General features: G+C 41.0%; 11 protein-coding genes and 1 other annotated feature. Of the genes, 6 read left to right on the top strand and 5 right to left on the bottom strand.

Features of this window, described 5'->3' with window-relative positions; all coding sequences use genetic code 11:
- Window positions 1-15: 15 nt before the first annotated feature.
- Window positions 16-1,275 (bottom strand): tyrosine--tRNA ligase, encoded by a 1,260-nt coding sequence (gene tyrS / locus NSQ23_RS03410; RefSeq protein ID WP_339174259.1) that lies wholly within the window; start codon window positions 1,273-1,275, stop codon window positions 16-18.
- A 51-nt stretch (window positions 1,276-1,326) separates the two neighbouring features.
- Window positions 1,327-1,551: a binding site (T-box leader), on the bottom strand.
- A 138-nt stretch (window positions 1,552-1,689) separates the two neighbouring features.
- Between tyrS and NSQ23_RS03405 the strand changes: the two genes are divergently transcribed.
- On the top strand, window positions 1,690-4,503 hold the full coding sequence (locus NSQ23_RS03405; RefSeq protein ID WP_339172931.1) for a transglycosylase domain-containing protein: 2,814 nt from the start codon (window positions 1,690-1,692) through the stop codon (window positions 4,501-4,503).
- Window positions 4,504-4,528: 25 nt separating this feature from the next.
- On the opposite strand, the gene acsA is transcribed toward NSQ23_RS03405, so the two are convergent.
- A complete protein-coding gene (acsA, locus tag NSQ23_RS03400) occupies window positions 4,529-6,247 on the bottom strand; it encodes an acetate--CoA ligase (protein ID WP_339174256.1) in 1,719 nt (572 codons plus the stop codon).
- 167 nt (window positions 6,248-6,414) lie between these two features.
- Between acsA and NSQ23_RS03395 the strand changes: the two genes are divergently transcribed.
- From NSQ23_RS03395 to NSQ23_RS03385, 3 genes are read left to right on the top strand one after another with little or no spacing between them, the layout of a single operon-like run.
- Entirely contained in the window at window positions 6,415-7,047 is a 633-nt protein-coding gene (locus NSQ23_RS03395; RefSeq protein WP_004889005.1) for a GNAT family N-acetyltransferase, read from the top strand.
- A gap of 19 nt (window positions 7,048-7,066) precedes the next feature.
- On the top strand, window positions 7,067-7,711 hold the full coding sequence (locus tag NSQ23_RS03390) for an acetoin utilization AcuB family protein (RefSeq protein WP_004889004.1): 645 nt from the start codon (window positions 7,067-7,069) through the stop codon (window positions 7,709-7,711).
- On the top strand, window positions 7,708-8,880 hold the full coding sequence (locus NSQ23_RS03385; protein WP_339172927.1) for an acetoin utilization protein AcuC: 1,173 nt from the start codon (window positions 7,708-7,710) through the stop codon (window positions 8,878-8,880). The genes NSQ23_RS03390 and NSQ23_RS03385 overlap by 4 nt, the downstream gene beginning before the upstream one ends.
- 72 nt (window positions 8,881-8,952) lie before the next feature.
- Here NSQ23_RS03385 and ccpA read toward each other — a convergent pair whose 3' ends face one another.
- Both ccpA and NSQ23_RS03375 read right to left on the bottom strand, forming a co-directional pair.
- Window positions 8,953-9,951 (bottom strand): catabolite control protein A, encoded by a 999-nt coding sequence (gene ccpA / locus NSQ23_RS03380; protein WP_004889002.1) that lies wholly within the window; start codon window positions 9,949-9,951, stop codon window positions 8,953-8,955.
- A 150-nt stretch (window positions 9,952-10,101) separates the two neighbouring features.
- Window positions 10,102-11,184 carry a bifunctional 3-deoxy-7-phosphoheptulonate synthase/chorismate mutase gene (locus NSQ23_RS03375; RefSeq protein WP_004889001.1) on the bottom strand — a complete coding sequence of 361 codons (1,083 nt, stop codon included), beginning with the start codon at window positions 11,182-11,184 and terminating at the stop codon, window positions 10,102-10,104.
- 150 nt (window positions 11,185-11,334) lie between these two features.
- Here NSQ23_RS03375 and NSQ23_RS03370 point away from each other — a divergent pair, with 150 nt between their 5' ends.
- Window positions 11,335-13,491, top strand: a complete 2,157-nt coding sequence (locus NSQ23_RS03370) for a cell division protein FtsA (protein ID WP_339172925.1) — start codon at window positions 11,335-11,337, stop codon at window positions 13,489-13,491.
- A 22-nt stretch (window positions 13,492-13,513) separates the two neighbouring features.
- Here the strand turns inward: NSQ23_RS03370 and NSQ23_RS03365 are convergent, their stop codons facing one another.
- Entirely contained in the window at window positions 13,514-14,629 is a 1,116-nt protein-coding gene (locus NSQ23_RS03365) for an aminopeptidase (RefSeq protein WP_339172922.1), read from the bottom strand.
- A 130-nt stretch (window positions 14,630-14,759) separates the two neighbouring features.
- On the opposite strand from NSQ23_RS03365, the gene NSQ23_RS03360 reads away from it, so the two are divergent.
- The gene (locus tag NSQ23_RS03360; protein ID WP_339172920.1) at window positions 14,760-15,152 is read left to right on the top strand and encodes a DUF948 domain-containing protein; all 393 of its coding nucleotides are present in this window, start codon (window positions 14,760-14,762) and stop codon (window positions 15,150-15,152) included.
- The last annotated feature ends 11 nt before the right edge of the window (window positions 15,153-15,163 follow it).

Genomic DNA, 15,163 nt, shown 5'->3' with positions numbered 1-15,163 from the left:
GCAGAGAGGACTTTTTTATGCGTAACGAATTAAATAATATTTTTTCTTACCGCGCCGAATAATTGTAAAGCGACCTTCAATACGATTTGCGTCTGTCATGACTTTATTCACATCTTGCACACGTTCACCATTGACATAAATGGCCCCGTTTGTAACATCCTCACGAGCTTGACGCTTCGATGGGCAAATACCGCTTGCTACAAGTAAATCAACAAGCGCTATCTCCTGTTCTTCGCATACATACGATGGTACATCTTTAAACCCTTGTTCAATTTCATCCGCTGTTAGTTTGGCTACATCTCCGCTAAAGAGCGCTTCAGAAATGTTGATCGCCTGCTGCAACGCTTCTTCCCCATGAACAAGGCGTGTCATCTCAGCAGCTAACGCTTTTTGCGCTGCACGTTTTTCCGGTGCTTCAGCCGTTTGTCTTTCCAATTCGATAATTTCTTCATGGGATAAAAACGTAAAGTATTTTAAATATTTCACAACATCACGATCATCAGTGTTAATCCAAAATTGATAGAACTCATATGGCGACGTTTTATCAGCATCAAGCCATACTGCCCCACCTTCTGTTTTTCCAAATTTTGTTCCATCTGCTTTCGTTACGAGCGGAACGGTTAATCCAAGCACTTTCGCATCTTCTTCTGTTTTCCGAATGAGCTCTAATCCTGCTGTAATGTTTCCCCATTGGTCACTGCCACCTACTTGCAACTTACATCCATACATTTCATATAACTTTAAGAAATCGTATGCTTGCAAAATCATATAGCTAAATTCTGTAAACGAAATTCCTGTTTCCAATCGTGATTGGACTGATTCTTTTGCGAGCATGTAGTTAATCCCAAAGTTTTTCCCAACATCGCGCAAAAATGTAATGACATCAAGCGAACCAATCCATTCATAGTTATTTGCAATAATGGCTGGATTGTCGACTTTCTCAAAATCTAAAAAACGGCTTAGCTGTTGTTTAATTCGCTCACTGTAATAAGCGACTGTCTCTTTTTCATTTAATTTTCGCTCTGTTTTCTTTCCGCTTGGGTCTCCAATGAGTCCTGTTGCCCCACCGACGAGCGCAATCGGTTGATGCCCTGCTTGTTGAAAACGACGCAACATTAAGATCGGAAGCAAGTGACCGATGTGCAAACTATCCGCCGTCGGATCAAAACCACAATATACTTTTACGCTTTCTTCTGCCAACAACGCTTTCAATCCATCTTCATCTGTCATCTGATTAATTAAACCACGAAATTGTAAGTCTTGAAGCAAATCCATCTCAACCATCCTTTCTGTTTTAGATTCAAACAAAAAAACTCGTCCTTCACATGAAGGGACGAGTTTATGTCGCGGTACCACCCTACTTAGAGAACGCCTATGTTCTCTCACTTCATTGCCATAACGGTCGACACCGTCTTTTGCTACTTGGCACACGCCGTTCGCAAAAGATGCTCCCGGAGGTAATTCATGCTCATCTATGCGCTAGTTCGCACCAACCACTAGCTCTCTGTTCGCAGGGAGATAAGCACTACTCGTTCCGCTCATCGCTCGATTATTTACATGTCGGTATATCCTCTTTTATCATAAAACGCCAACTGTTGTCAAGATCTTCAAACAAATTTAGACATTTACCGATATGAAAAGACAAATTATGATATAATAATGAAAATATAATACAGATGGGAGGTCACTATGTCAGAAAAACAAGTGCGATTCTCATGGCAAAAACTATGGCGTCATTTTACGATCACATACGAAGTCGTCTGGAACGTATGTTTAATTATATTCATCGTAAGTTTATGTGCGTTCAGCTTTGCTTTCGGTGTCGGGGCAGGATATTTCGCCTCGCTCGTGAAAGATGCCAAGCCGATTCCATACAAAGAAATGAAAAAAGATATTTATAACTATGAAGAAACAACACATATTTACTTCGCCAATCGCGAATATCTCGGCTATTTTCGTTCAGACCTAGAACGCGATGAAGTCAAACTTTCGCAAGTTTCCCCTTATTTCATTCAAGCCGTCATTGCGACGGAAGATGAACATTTTTATGAGCATAAAGGGGTTGTACCAAAAGCTATTATACGTGCCATTTTTCAAGAAGCAACAAATTCCTCTACACGTAGTGGAGGAAGTACATTAACACAACAACTTGTAAAAAATCAAATTTTAACGAGCGAAGTGTCATTTGAGCGCAAAGCAAAAGAAGTGTTACTTGCTTTACGCCTTGAGAAATTTTTTACGAAAGATGAAATTTTAGAAGCCTACATTAACGTTGTAACGTTTGGACGAAACGCATCCGGACGAAATATTGCTGGCGTTCAAGCTGCTGCAAAAGGCGTTTTCGGCATCGATGCGAAAGAACTCACATTGCCACAAGCGGCTTTTTTAGCAGGATTGCCACAAAGTCCATTTCGCTATACACCTTTTACAAGCAAAGGGGAGTTGAAAAACGATTTATCCCCAGCGTTAAATCGGATGAAAACTGTATTATCGCGCATGAAAAAAGCAGGATACATTTCGGAAAAACAATACAAAGAAGCGCTAGCGTATGACATTACAAAAGATTTTGTGTCTTCCTTACCCTCTCCTGTTGAAAAGTATCCTTGGCTCACGTTTGAAATCGAACGACGTGCAAAAGATATTTTTATTGATTTATTAGCGAAAAAAGACGGATACGAACGACAAGATGTACGATCAAATGATCAACTATATAGGGAATATGCTGAAAAAGCGGAAAAACAACTGCGTCAAAATGGGTATACAATTTATACGACAATTGATAAAAACATATATGAACGAATGAAAGCAATTGTTGAAAAATATCCTTACTTTGGAAGCGATACGATTGTACGAAAAAAGGATGAAAAAACAGGACAAATCGTTTCTGTTCGTCAACCAGTCGAAGTGGGAGCGATTTTAATCGAAAACAAAACAGGCCGGATCATTAGTTTTGTCGGCGGACGAGATTATAAACGGGAACAGCTCAATCACGCAACACAAGCATATCGTTCAAACGGTTCAACGATGAAGCCACTTCTTGTTTATGCACCAGCGATGGAAATGGGCATCGTTCAGCCTGGCTCTGTTATCCCAGATATCGAGTTGGAAATCCCAACGAAACAAGGTCCGTACCGACCGAAAAACGCGGATGGAAAAACGCATGGCTTAACATCCGTACGTCATGCGTTGAAAAAGTCGTATAACATTCCTGCCATTCGGACGTATGCGCGCATCATCGACCAACGACCAATTTCATATTTAGAGAAAATGGGCTTTACAAGTTTAACAACAGGAGATGGACACAACTTGTCACTTGCGCTTGGCGGATTAACAAAAGGCGTAACGATTGAGGAAAATGTAAACGCATATGCTACGTTTGCGAATGGTGGGAAGTTCGTTGATGCGTATTTAATTGAAAAAATCGTCGATAAAAACGGAAATGTCGTATACGAGCATGAAACAAAGCCGGTAGAAGTATTTTCGCCACAAACGACCTATTTAACGATTGATATGATGCGCGACGTCATTCGCTCCGGCACGGCCGCCTTTTTAAATGGCAAGCTGAAATTTTCGGCCGATTGGGCGGGAAAAACAGGAACGAGTCAAAATACGAAAGATGCATGGTTTGTAGCAACAAATCCAAATGTCACGTTTGGCATTTGGATGGGATACGATACACCGAAATCGCTCGAAAAAAATTATAAAGGGTTATCATATTCGCAAAGAAACTTATTGTTATGGGCACAGTTAATGAATGGGGCATATGATATTCGCCCAGAACTCATTGCGCCAAAAGAGCGATTCCGCATGCCTGGCGGAATTGTTAAACGTTCGTATTGTGCTATTTCTGGGTTACTTCCATCAGAGACGTGTAAACGATTTGGACTGATAGAAACTGACTTGTTTAATACCGCATTTGTGCCAAAACAAGAAGATCGGTACTTAATCAACGGTACTTTCGTTGAACTAAACGGGGAACGATACGTTGCCTTGCCGACAACACCAAAAGAATTTACAAAAGAAGGGGTCATGATTGACACTTCGTTACTTGAACAATGGGGAATTCAACATATAAAAGATATGAGCCAACTGCTTCCTCGAAACGACAAGTGGAAACATGTATTTGTAGCAAAAACACTTCAAGAAAACGGTAAAAAACCAGATCCGCTTGCAGTGCAACAAAAAGGAGCAAAGCTCGTCTGGGGCGAACATCACGAACAAGACGTCATTGGTTATCGCGTATATTACACAGCATCAGAAACAGCACCGTTTCAAGTCATCGCAACAATACGTAGAGGAGAACAAAAAAGCATACCGTTAAAACAAGGAATATATTATGTTACTGCTGTCGATATCGCTGGATTGGAATCAAATCCGTCAAATATCGTTCGCATGCTGCCTGCTACACCACCTGAGCAATCAACCGATGAACAACCGATAGACATACCGACCGAAGAGCAACCGATAGACATACCGACCGAAGAGCAACCATCAACCAATTAAAAAAATCGGGCCATGCCCGATTTTTTTAATCTTCCATTGTTGATAAGTCACCTGTCGGTAAGTTTAGCTCCCAAGCTTTCAAGACGCGGCGCATAATTTTTCCGCTTCTCGTTTTTGGAAGTTTGTCACGAAACTCGATTTCACGCGGTGCGGCATGTGCTGCTAAGCCTTTTTTCACAAAGTTACGAATATCTTCTTTTAATTCTTCTGACGGCTCGTACCCCTCGCGTAAAGCTACAAACGCTTTAATAATTTCACCGCGCACTGGATCCGGTTTTCCGATGACACCTGCTTCTGCAACAGCTGGATGTTCAACGAGCTTGCTTTCTACTTCAAACGGACCGACACGCTCTCCTGCTGTCATAATGACGTCATCAATTCGTCCCTGGAACCAAAAATATCCGTCTTCGTCCATGTACGCAGAATCACCAGATACATACCAATCACCAGGCAAGAAATATGACTCATATTTTTGTGGATTGTTCCAGATAGCACGCATCATGGACGGCCAACCCTTTTTAATCGCCAAATTCCCCATACGATAAGGCGGCAACTCATTCCCTTGATCATCGACGATCGCAGCTTTTACCCCTGGAATCGGCTTGCCCATCGATCCCGGTTTAATTTCCATACATGGATAGTTGCAGATGAGCTGACCTCCCGTCTCTGTCATCCACCATGTATCATGAATGCGACGGTTGAACACTTTCATTCCCCAGCGAACAACTTCTGGATTGAGCGGTTCACCGACACTTAAAATATGGCGAAGTGAACGTAAATCAAATTTTTTCACAAGCTCGTCCCCAGCACCCATTAACATGCGGAAAGCTGTCGGTGCACTATACCATACTGTCACACCATAGTCTTCAATCGTTTTGTACCACGCTTCAGGGTTAAAACGTCCCCCTACAATCACATTTGATGCTCCACAAAGCCATGGACCGAAAATACCATACGATGTGCCTGTCACCCAACCTGGGTCAGCTGTGCACCAATATACATCGTCCTCTTTTAAGTCTAACACCCATTTTGCCGTTTGATAATGCTGGATCATAGCGTTATGCACGTGCAATACACCTTTTGGTTTTCCTGTTGATCCAGATGTATAGTGTAAAATGAGTCCATCTTCACGTCCGACCCACTCAATATCGAAATGTTTGCTTGCGGCATTCATCCGTTTTTTCAAATCAAAAAATGGGCCTTCTTCTTTCACGTCATCTCCGACTAAAAATACGTATTTTAATGCCGGCAACTCATTTACAGGTACACGCGGCAACAGTTCAGGTGTTGTAATAATCACTTTTGCCTCGCTATCTTCTAAACGGTCACGCACAGCTCCTTCCATGAATGCCTCAAAAAGCGGCCCAACAATTGCACCAAGTTTAATTGCACCAAGCACAGAGAAATATAATTCTGGTGAACGAGGCATAAAAATAAAGACGCGATCACCTTTTTCAACATCAGCCACTTCTTTTAACACGTTGGCTACTTTGTTCGAAAACTCTTTCATTTCTTTAAATGTGTACTTTTCTTCTCTTGTCGCATCGCGATAGTAAAGAGCTACTTTGTTTTTTCGGAACGTTTCTACGTGGCGATCAATTGCTTCATACGCCATATTCACTTTTCCAGTTTCGTACCAAGAAAAGTTTTTCTCCGCCTCTGACCAGTCAAACGTTTGATACGTTTCTTCATAGTTTTTCAAGTTAAAATCCCCTTGAATGACTGGTAGCGCTTCCACTTTAATCATCCCAAACTCCCCCTTGTTTGAAGTCTTTACACTCGTATTATATTATACTATAAATGATTTCTCAATTTTTAAAAAATTTTCATTTATGTTTATTATGAAAACGATTTAATTTTTATTTTTTTATGTATAATTGAAATGAGATCATTTCAGTAGGCGGTGGGGTAATGGAGCATAAAAAAACATATAACGCAAAACAGTTAAAAACACCGAAAGGAACGTTAATTATTGAAGGGCCGATTTCTCCCGAAAAACTAGCTAGTTATGAATTTCATCACGATTTAACAGCATTTCGTCAGCCGCATCAACAACATCAAGCGCTCATTGAAATTGCTGGCCTTCCAGAAGGACGAATTATTATTGCTCGCCACGGTCATACGATCGTTGGCTACGTGACCTTTTTATATCCCGACCCGCTAGAAAGATGGTCGCAAGGGAAGATGGAAAATTTAATCGAACTTGGTGCAATTGAAGTTATCCCAGACTTTCGAGGCTACGGTGTCGGAAAAAATTTGTTGAAAGTGGCTATGATGGATGATGCGATGGAAGATTACATCATTATTACAACAGAATACTATTGGCATTGGGATTTAAAACGAACGGGTTTAAACGTATGGGAATATCGAAAAGTAATGGAGAAAATGATGAACGCAGGTGGACTCGTCTGGTACGCAACGGACGATCCAGAAATTTGTTCACATCCAGCTAATTGTTTAATGGCTCGAATCGGAAAACGCGTCGATCAGCAATCTATTCAAAAATTTGACCAATTACGCTTTATGAACCGCTTCATGTATTAAAAACAAAGGGGATGGGGAAATGATTGTCGAACAAATGATGAAAACGGATGTCATTGCACTAAAGCCGTCAAACACAATCGCTGACGCACTAAACATTGTTAAGCAAAAAAATATTCGACATTTACCGATTGTTGATGATGAATATCGTGTTGTTGGTATCGTTACGGATCGCGATTTGCGCGATGCAAGTCCATCGATTTTCCATGCAAATGAACATCTCGAAGATTTGCAAAAACCGTTAAGCACCATTATGAAAACAAACGTCATTACAGGACATCCACTTGATTTTGTCGAAGAGGTCGCGGCTTTGTTTTACGAACACCGTATTAGCTGCATGCCCATTGTCAAAGAAAATAAACTTGTCGGCATCATTACAGAAAGCGATTTGTTGTACACACTTGTGCAACTGACAGGGGCTCACCAACCTGGATCGCAAATCGAAATTAAAGTGCCGAATCGGGCAGGAATGTTAAGCGAAGTCGCTTCTGTTTTCCAAAAACGTAACATCAATATTTCAAGTGTTCTCATCTATCCTGATCAAAATGAAATGTATAAAGTACTTGTTTTTCGTATTCAAACGATGAACCCGATGGCGATTATTCATGATTTAAAGGCACAAGGATACGACGTTTTATGGCCGAACTTGCCGGGGGTTTCATCATGAGTAAAAACAGCGTATTCGTTTATTCCGATGCGTTTCAAACGTATAAATTCCATGATCGCCATCCATTTAATCAATTACGTGTCAAACTGACGTATGACCTGTTGCAAACGCTCGGTGCACTTCATGATACACAAATTGTAGCACCACGTCTAGCAACAGACGAAGAGTTAGCACTTGTTCATGATACCGATTACATTGAAGCAGTAAAAAAAGCAGGAAGAGGACAACTGCCAGAAGAAGTTGCCCTCAATTATGGATTAGGTACAGAAGATACACCGATTTTTCCAAATATGCATGAAGCGAGCGCTCTTCTTGTTGGCGGAACATTAACAGCAGTTGATTACGTACTTTCCGGCAAGGCTGAGCATGCGCTCAGTTTGGGGGGAGGGCTCCATCATGGATTTCGTGGCAAAGCATCAGGTTTTTGCATCTACAATGATAGCTCTGTCGCCATTAAATATATGCAAGAAAAATACGGTGTCCGCGTTTTATATGTGGATACAGATGCGCATCATGGAGATGGGGTGCAATGGACGTTTTATGACGATCCAAATGTTTGTACATTTTCGATTCATGAAACAGGACGCTATTTATTTCCGGGAACAGGAAATGTGAATGAACGAGGACAAGGAAAAGGATATGGCTACTCTTTCAACATTCCCGTTGATGCGTTTACAGAAGATGAGTCGTGGTTAGCAGCATATACAGAAGCGCTAATCGAAATTGCTGACTTTTTCCGTCCGGACGTCATCTTGACTCAAAATGGAGTGGACGCACATTATTATGATCCATTAACACATTTGTGTGCAACGATGCGTATTTATCGCGAAATTCCAAAAATCGCGCATCAAATCGCGCATCAATATTGCAACGGCCGTTGGATTGCGGTCGGAGGAGGAGGGTATGACATTTGGCGCGTTGTTCCACGTGCATGGGCGTTATTATGGCTTGAAATGACAGAACAATCCGATATTTCTGGAGATTTACCGAAGGAATGGATTGCCCGCTGGCAACGGCACGCTCCCGTTTCTTTACCACTCAAGTGGGACGATCCAGAAGACTTATACCCACCTATTCCGAGAAAGGCTGAAATTACAGAAAAAAATGCCCAAACTGTCATGAAGGCACTTCATCCTATTCGAAGTAATAAACAACGATTAAACTTATAACAAAATAACAAGGGTGTTCCGAAAGTAGCGAACACCCTTTTCTGTGTTCGTACGCACAGTTAGCTGCGCCGCCTATTTTGTCGAATCGCGATATTCAATGCGATGCGGCAACACAACGATGTGATTGTCGACATGTTCTTTATTCATATATTTCGTTAATAAACGCATCGCCACCGCACCAATATCGTACATCGGTTGCACAACTGTCGTCAGCTTCGGACGAACCATGGTGGCTAAACGTGTATTATCAAAACCGACAACTTCCAATTCATCAGGAATGCGTACGCCGCGATCTTGCGCACCATGAATGACCCCGAGAGCCATTTCATCTGTTCCAACAAAGATCGCTGTTGGACGCTGTGCAAGTTCGGCTAACTTGTCATACGCTTCGATGCCAGAGTCATATGTGTAATCCCCTTCAACAACAAGCGCATCATCATAAGCAATACCCGCTTCTTCCAAGGCACGACGATAGCCAGCTAATTTTTTTAATCCGTTAATTGGATCATTTAAAGGGCCTGTTACATAAGCAATGCGTTTATGCCCTTTTTCGATTAACATATGTACCGCATCATACGCTGCTTGCTCGTAGTCAATGTTGACGGACGGAATAATATTATTTTTTTCAATTGTGGCAGCTAATACGATCGGTACATCTGACTTTTTAAACTGCTCGACATGTTCTTCTGTTACGTCGCCACCCATAAATAAAATACCATCAACTTGTTTAGCGAGCATCGTGTTTAATAAATGCAATTCTTTTTCCTTATTTTGATCCGAGTTACTTAAAATGATGTTATACTTGTACATTGTTGCAATGTCTTCAATTCCGCGTGCCATTTCTGCAAAAAAGATGCTCGAAATATCCGGAATAATGACGCCGACTGTTGTCGTTTTTTTACTTGCTAATCCGCGCGCTACCGCATTCGGACGATAACCAAGCCGTTCAATCACTTCCAACACTTTTTTGCGCGTCGAAGGCTTTACATTTGGGTTCCCATTCACAACACGTGAAACGGTTGCCATCGACACGTTTGCTTCTCTTGCTACATCATAAATTGTTACATTCATCACATACACTCCTTTTTTACGCTCTATATATCGAAAACTGTCGTACATCGCAATTTTATGTAAAATTATCATACGATAAATGATTGCCTAAGTGCAACGTTTTCACAAATAAATTCATAAGAAAAGCTGGTGAACAATCACCAGCTTCTCTTATGCTTTGACAAATTGTTTTTGGAATGATTTTAATTCTTCCATAAACTCATTGAATTGATTAATATCCATTTGTTGTGCGGAATCAGATAACGCAACCGCAGGATCTGGATGTACTTCCGCCATGACCCCGTCTGCTCCGATGGCAAGCGCAGCTTTCGCGCAAGGTAAAAGTAAGTCACGACGTCCTGTTGAATGCGTTACATCGACAAAAACAGGCAAATGCGTTTCTTTTTTCAAAATCGGTACGGCTGAAATATCAAGCGTGTTGCGCGTCGCCTTTTCATATGTGCGGATGCCACGCTCGCATAAAATGATTTGCCCATTTCCTTGCGACATAATGTACTCCGCTGCATGAATAAACTCTTCGATCGTTGCAGCTAATCCCCGTTTTAATAATACCGGTTTATTCACTTGACCCGCGGCTTTTAACAACTCAAAGTTTTGCATATTGCGCGCTCCGATTTGAATAACGTCAATATAATCGAGCGCTGTTTCAATATCTGCTGGCGTTACAATTTCACTAATGACTGCTAAATCAAATTCATCTGCTACACGCTTTAAAATTTTCAATCCTTCTACGCCGAGTCCTTGGAAGTCATACGGTGACGTACGTGGTTTGTAAGCGCCGCCGCGCAACAATTTTAAGCCGTGGCGTTTAATTGCTTGTGCAACTTCCGCTACTTGTTCATAGCTTTCAACCGCACATGGCCCCATAACGAAATATTGATTACCATCGCCGATTTTTTCCCCTTTTACATCGACAATCGTATCCTCCGGCTTTTTCTTTCTTGATACAAGCAACGCCTTTTTATGGTCATCTTCTTGCAAATCAAGCCCTGCTTTAAAAATTTCTTTAAAAATATGTTTTAACGTCGCCGTATCAAACGGTCCGTCGTTATGTTCTAGAATTAAATCTAACATTTTTCTTTCACGAACAGGGTCATAAAAGTACGTCCCTTGAGCATCTTTAATTTTCCCAATTTCTTGAACAACACGTCCGCGTTCATTAATTAACTTTAACAGCTGTAAATTCAACTCATCAACCTTTGCTCTCAGCTCGTCTAATCTTTCGTTACTCATACATCTCATCCTTTCTTTATATAAGATAAAAAATATGGTACATTTCTATATAATTAGAGATTATTATAAACGAAGTGGATAAAGTTGTCACCCCTTTATTTATAAAACGCGTTTAAGTAATAAAGAATTTTTTAATTTTCGAAAAAGAAGGTGGGAAGCTTGATTTTTGCATTAGACATTGGCACACGTTCAGTAGTTGGCATTATTTTAAAGGAAACAGACGGACGATATCAAGTTGAAGACATTGTCATAAAAGAACATGAAGAACGAGCGATGCTTGACGGACAAATTCATGACGTACTTGCTGTTTCTAACGTCATTCTCGACATAAAGAAAACGTTAGAGGAGCGGCACGGGCCTTTGACGCGCGTATGCGTCGCAGCAGCAGGTCGTTCATTAAAAACAGAAAAAGGAAAAGCAACGATTTCAATTAAAGGAAAGCCGCTTTTAACTCATGAAGATGTCGCGTACTTAGAACTCACCGCCGTACAGCAAGCTCAAATGACGTTAGCAGAAAAATCAGCGAATGAAAAAAGTTATCACTATTATTGCGTCGGTTATTCCGTCACGCGCTATGAAATTGACGGCGAAGAAATTGGTAACTTAATTGATCAGCAAGGAGACGAGGCAAGCGTTGAAGTGATCGCTACATTTTTACCGAGACTCGTTGTTGAGTCACTTCTTGCAGCACTACAACGCGCTCATTTAGAAATGGAGGCGCTAACACTTGAGCCGATCGCCGCACTAAACGTGCTTATTCCTCCAACGATGCGACGATTAAATGTAGCACTTGTAGACATTGGCGCAGGAACGTCTGACATCGCCATTACCGATCTCGGTACAGTCATCGCCTACGGCATGGTACCGATGGCAGGAGATGAAATTACTGAGGCCATTTCAGACGCATATCTGCTTGATTTCCCTCTCGCTGAACAAGCGAAACGCGACTTGCATTCGAAAGAAACGGTAACAATCACAGACATTCTCGGGTTTGAAACAGAAGTGACTCGCGAACAAATGATTGCCACGATTTCAGATGCCATTGATCGACTTGCTGATGCGATTAGCAAAGAAATTTTACGATTAAATAATCATCAATCTCCGAAAGCAGTTATGCTTGTTGGAGGAGGGAGCTTGACGCCTGAACTTCCAAAACGGCTTGCTCACAAGCTTCATCTTCCAGAAAATCGCGTTGCTATTCGTGGTATTGATGCCATTCAAAAATTGCATATCGATCGTGAAGAAATGAAACATCGACCAGAACTCGTCACCCCGATCGGCATCGCAATTGCCGCAAAGCAAACACCGATCCAGTACGTGACAGTCCATGTAAATGAACAAACAATTCGCCTATTTGACATGAAGCAACTAACAATCGGTGATGCCTTACTCGCTGCAGGCATTCAACTACATAAACTATATGGAAAACCTGGCTTAGCGTGTGTCGTTACGTTGAATGGACAGGTTATTACAGTTCCCGGGACACACGGAGAACCACCAACCATTATAAAAAATGGTGAGCTAGCGACATTTGATACACCAATTAAAAATAATGACGAGATTGTCATTGAAAAAGGAAAAGATGGACAACAAGCAACGATTCGGCTCCGTGATTTGCTCGAATCATTGCCGACAAAGCATGTAACAATAAACGATCAACATTACAACATTGAACCACTTGTATTACGAAACGGAGAAGCTGTTTCTCTTGATGTCGTCTTATGTGATCGTGATGACATTGTCATTCATATGCCTGAAACGATTGAGCAGCTTCTAAAAGCAACAAAAAACGACCACCTTCTGAAACAACTTGAACCGTTTACAATCACGTTAAACGGAAAACAAATAAAATTTCCTGAATGGTGCGGAACAGTGTATCGCAACGGGCTAGAGTGCCAACGTTATACAACGTTTGAAGACGGCGATCATATTACTGTTCACGAACAAAAGCCGCGCACCATCGCTCAAATTGCTGAAGCAAAACAAATAAAGCTTCATTATACGATGCCGATTATATTTCATGGCGAAACATTTACATTGACAAAGCCGATCGGTATATTTTATCGCAACGGTGAACAGCTCAAAGAAGATGGTCTCGTTCACCATGAAGATGAGCTCCAATTTCATGAACAAAAAATCGAACCGTTCATTTTTCAAGATATATTTCAATATGTCGAAGTTGATATTCCTCACGGGGCATCAACAGCATTTACATTGCTAAAAAATGGAGAACAAACAACATTTTATGAACCGCTTACCCCAGGAGATCAACTTGAAATTGTTTGGCATAAGAAAAAGCAACTATGAGCAAGTCATAGTTGCTTTTTCTTTATTTTAAGTTTTCTGGATTTAATGGCTCTAGCTCAGGGAGAACAAAACGGCCGTCTTTTCGGATGAGCACACCGTCAAAATATATTTCACCGCCGCCATATTCTGGACGTTGAATCATAACCATGTCCCAATGAATATTCGAGTGATTGCCGTTGTACGCTTCGTCATAACATTGTCCCGGCGTAAAATGGAAGCTTCCATCAATTTTTTCATCAAACAAAATATCTTGCATTGGATGTTGAATATATGGGTTTACTCCGATCGCGAACTCACCAATGTAACGCGCACCTTCATCTGTATCAAAAATTTGATTAATGCGTTCTGTGTCGTTTGCTGTTGCTTCAATAATTTTTCCATCTTTAAATGTTAATTTCACGTTTTCAAACGTAAATCCTTGATAAGGCGAAGGCGTATTAAACGTAATTGTGCCGTTGACTGAATCACGAACAGGGGCTGTATACACTTCTCCGTCTGGAATGTTCATTTGCCCTGAACATTTTACCGCAGGAATATCTTTAATAGAGAATGTTAAATCAGTACCTGGTCCTGTAATGCGTACTTGATCCGTTTTATTCATTAACTCAACGAGAGCATCCATCGCTTTATCCATTTTTCCGTAGTCTAAGTTACATACATTGAAATAAAAATCTTCAAACGCCTCTGTGCTCATTCTTGCAAGCTGTGCCATCGATGGATTCGGATAGCGGAGCACAACCCACTTCGTTTTCGGTACACGAATGTCACGATGTACTTTTTGCATAATTGTTTTTCCATGAATTTTCATTTTATCCGCTGGCACGTCAGCAAACTCATTAATGTTGTCCCCAGCACGTAAGCCGATATAAGCATCCATCTCTTTCATAACATTCGCTTCGAACTCAGCCATCATGTTAAACTGTTCTTCTTGTGCTCCAAGCAAAAGGGCACGATCAACTTGGTGGTCTTTTAATGAAACGAACGGATGCGCACCTACCGCATATGCTTCACGCACAAGCGCGATCACAAGCTCTCGTTGCAAACCGAAGTTTTCGATTAATACTTTTTCTCCTTTTTGTAAACGCAGCGAGTAATGAATTAAATTTTTCGCTAGCTTTTCAATACGTGGATCTTTCATTTGTCTTCCTCCATTCCATCATATGTACATGTATATTGTAACCGATCTACAAAAAATTTGGAGTTTTTTGCAGGATTTTTTCTTTTTTTGTCGAAAGAAACATGGGATAGACAGAAAGGAGTTTTTCACAATGAATATTGTTTTGTATGGCAGTATTGCACTCATCGCGATCGCCTTTCTTATTTTAGTCGTTTATGTCGTCCAAACATTAAAAACGCTTCAAACAACGTTGCAACATGTTGCAAAAACCGTTGAAGAAGTTGAAAAACAAATGCATGAAATCGGAAAAGAAACGGCACAATTACTACATAAGACGAACGCGCTTGCGGATGATGTGCATAAAAAAGCAGAAAGTTTGCAAGGGGTATTTGATGCAGTCAAACAAGTAGGAGTCACCGTTCAAACATTTAGCGACTCCATTTCTAAAACGTTAACAACAAATGAAAAAAAAATTACACAAGCCATTCAATGGGGACAAACGCTTGTAGAAATATGGACAAAATGGAAAGGGAAACGAAAATAAGGAGGGTTTCA

Origin of the sequence: Anoxybacillus sp. FSL W8-1294 (assembly GCF_037965005.1) — a bacterium.
GTDB classification, from domain to species: domain Bacteria; phylum Bacillota; class Bacilli; order Bacillales; family Anoxybacillaceae; genus Anoxybacillus; species Anoxybacillus flavithermus_G.
This window is presented reverse-complemented; position numbering and strand designations above follow the sequence as displayed.

What these genes read in the sequence shown, in the direction of transcription:
- NSQ23_RS03360 (WP_339172920.1), top strand. Translation starts at nt 14,760, where the DNA reads ATGAATATTGTTTTGTATGGCAGTATTGCACTCATCGCGATCGCCTTT.
- NSQ23_RS03365 (WP_339172922.1), bottom strand. Translation starts at nt 14,629, where the DNA reads ATGAAAGATCCACGTATTGAAAAGCTAGCGAAAAATTTAATTCATTAC.
- tyrS (WP_339174259.1), bottom strand. Translation starts at nt 1,275, where the DNA reads ATGGATTTGCTTCAAGACTTACAATTTCGTGGTTTAATTAATCAGATG.
- NSQ23_RS03375 (WP_004889001.1), bottom strand. Translation starts at nt 11,184, where the DNA reads ATGAGTAACGAAAGATTAGACGAGCTGAGAGCAAAGGTTGATGAGTTG.
- NSQ23_RS03395 (WP_004889005.1), top strand. Translation starts at nt 6,415, where the DNA reads ATGGAGCATAAAAAAACATATAACGCAAAACAGTTAAAAACACCGAAA.
- ccpA (WP_004889002.1), bottom strand. Translation starts at nt 9,951, where the DNA reads ATGAATGTAACAATTTATGATGTAGCAAGAGAAGCAAACGTGTCGATG.
- NSQ23_RS03385 (WP_339172927.1), top strand. Translation starts at nt 7,708, where the DNA reads ATGAGTAAAAACAGCGTATTCGTTTATTCCGATGCGTTTCAAACGTAT.
- NSQ23_RS03405 (WP_339172931.1), top strand. Translation starts at nt 1,690, where the DNA reads ATGTCAGAAAAACAAGTGCGATTCTCATGGCAAAAACTATGGCGTCAT.
- NSQ23_RS03390 (WP_004889004.1), top strand. Translation starts at nt 7,067, where the DNA reads ATGATTGTCGAACAAATGATGAAAACGGATGTCATTGCACTAAAGCCG.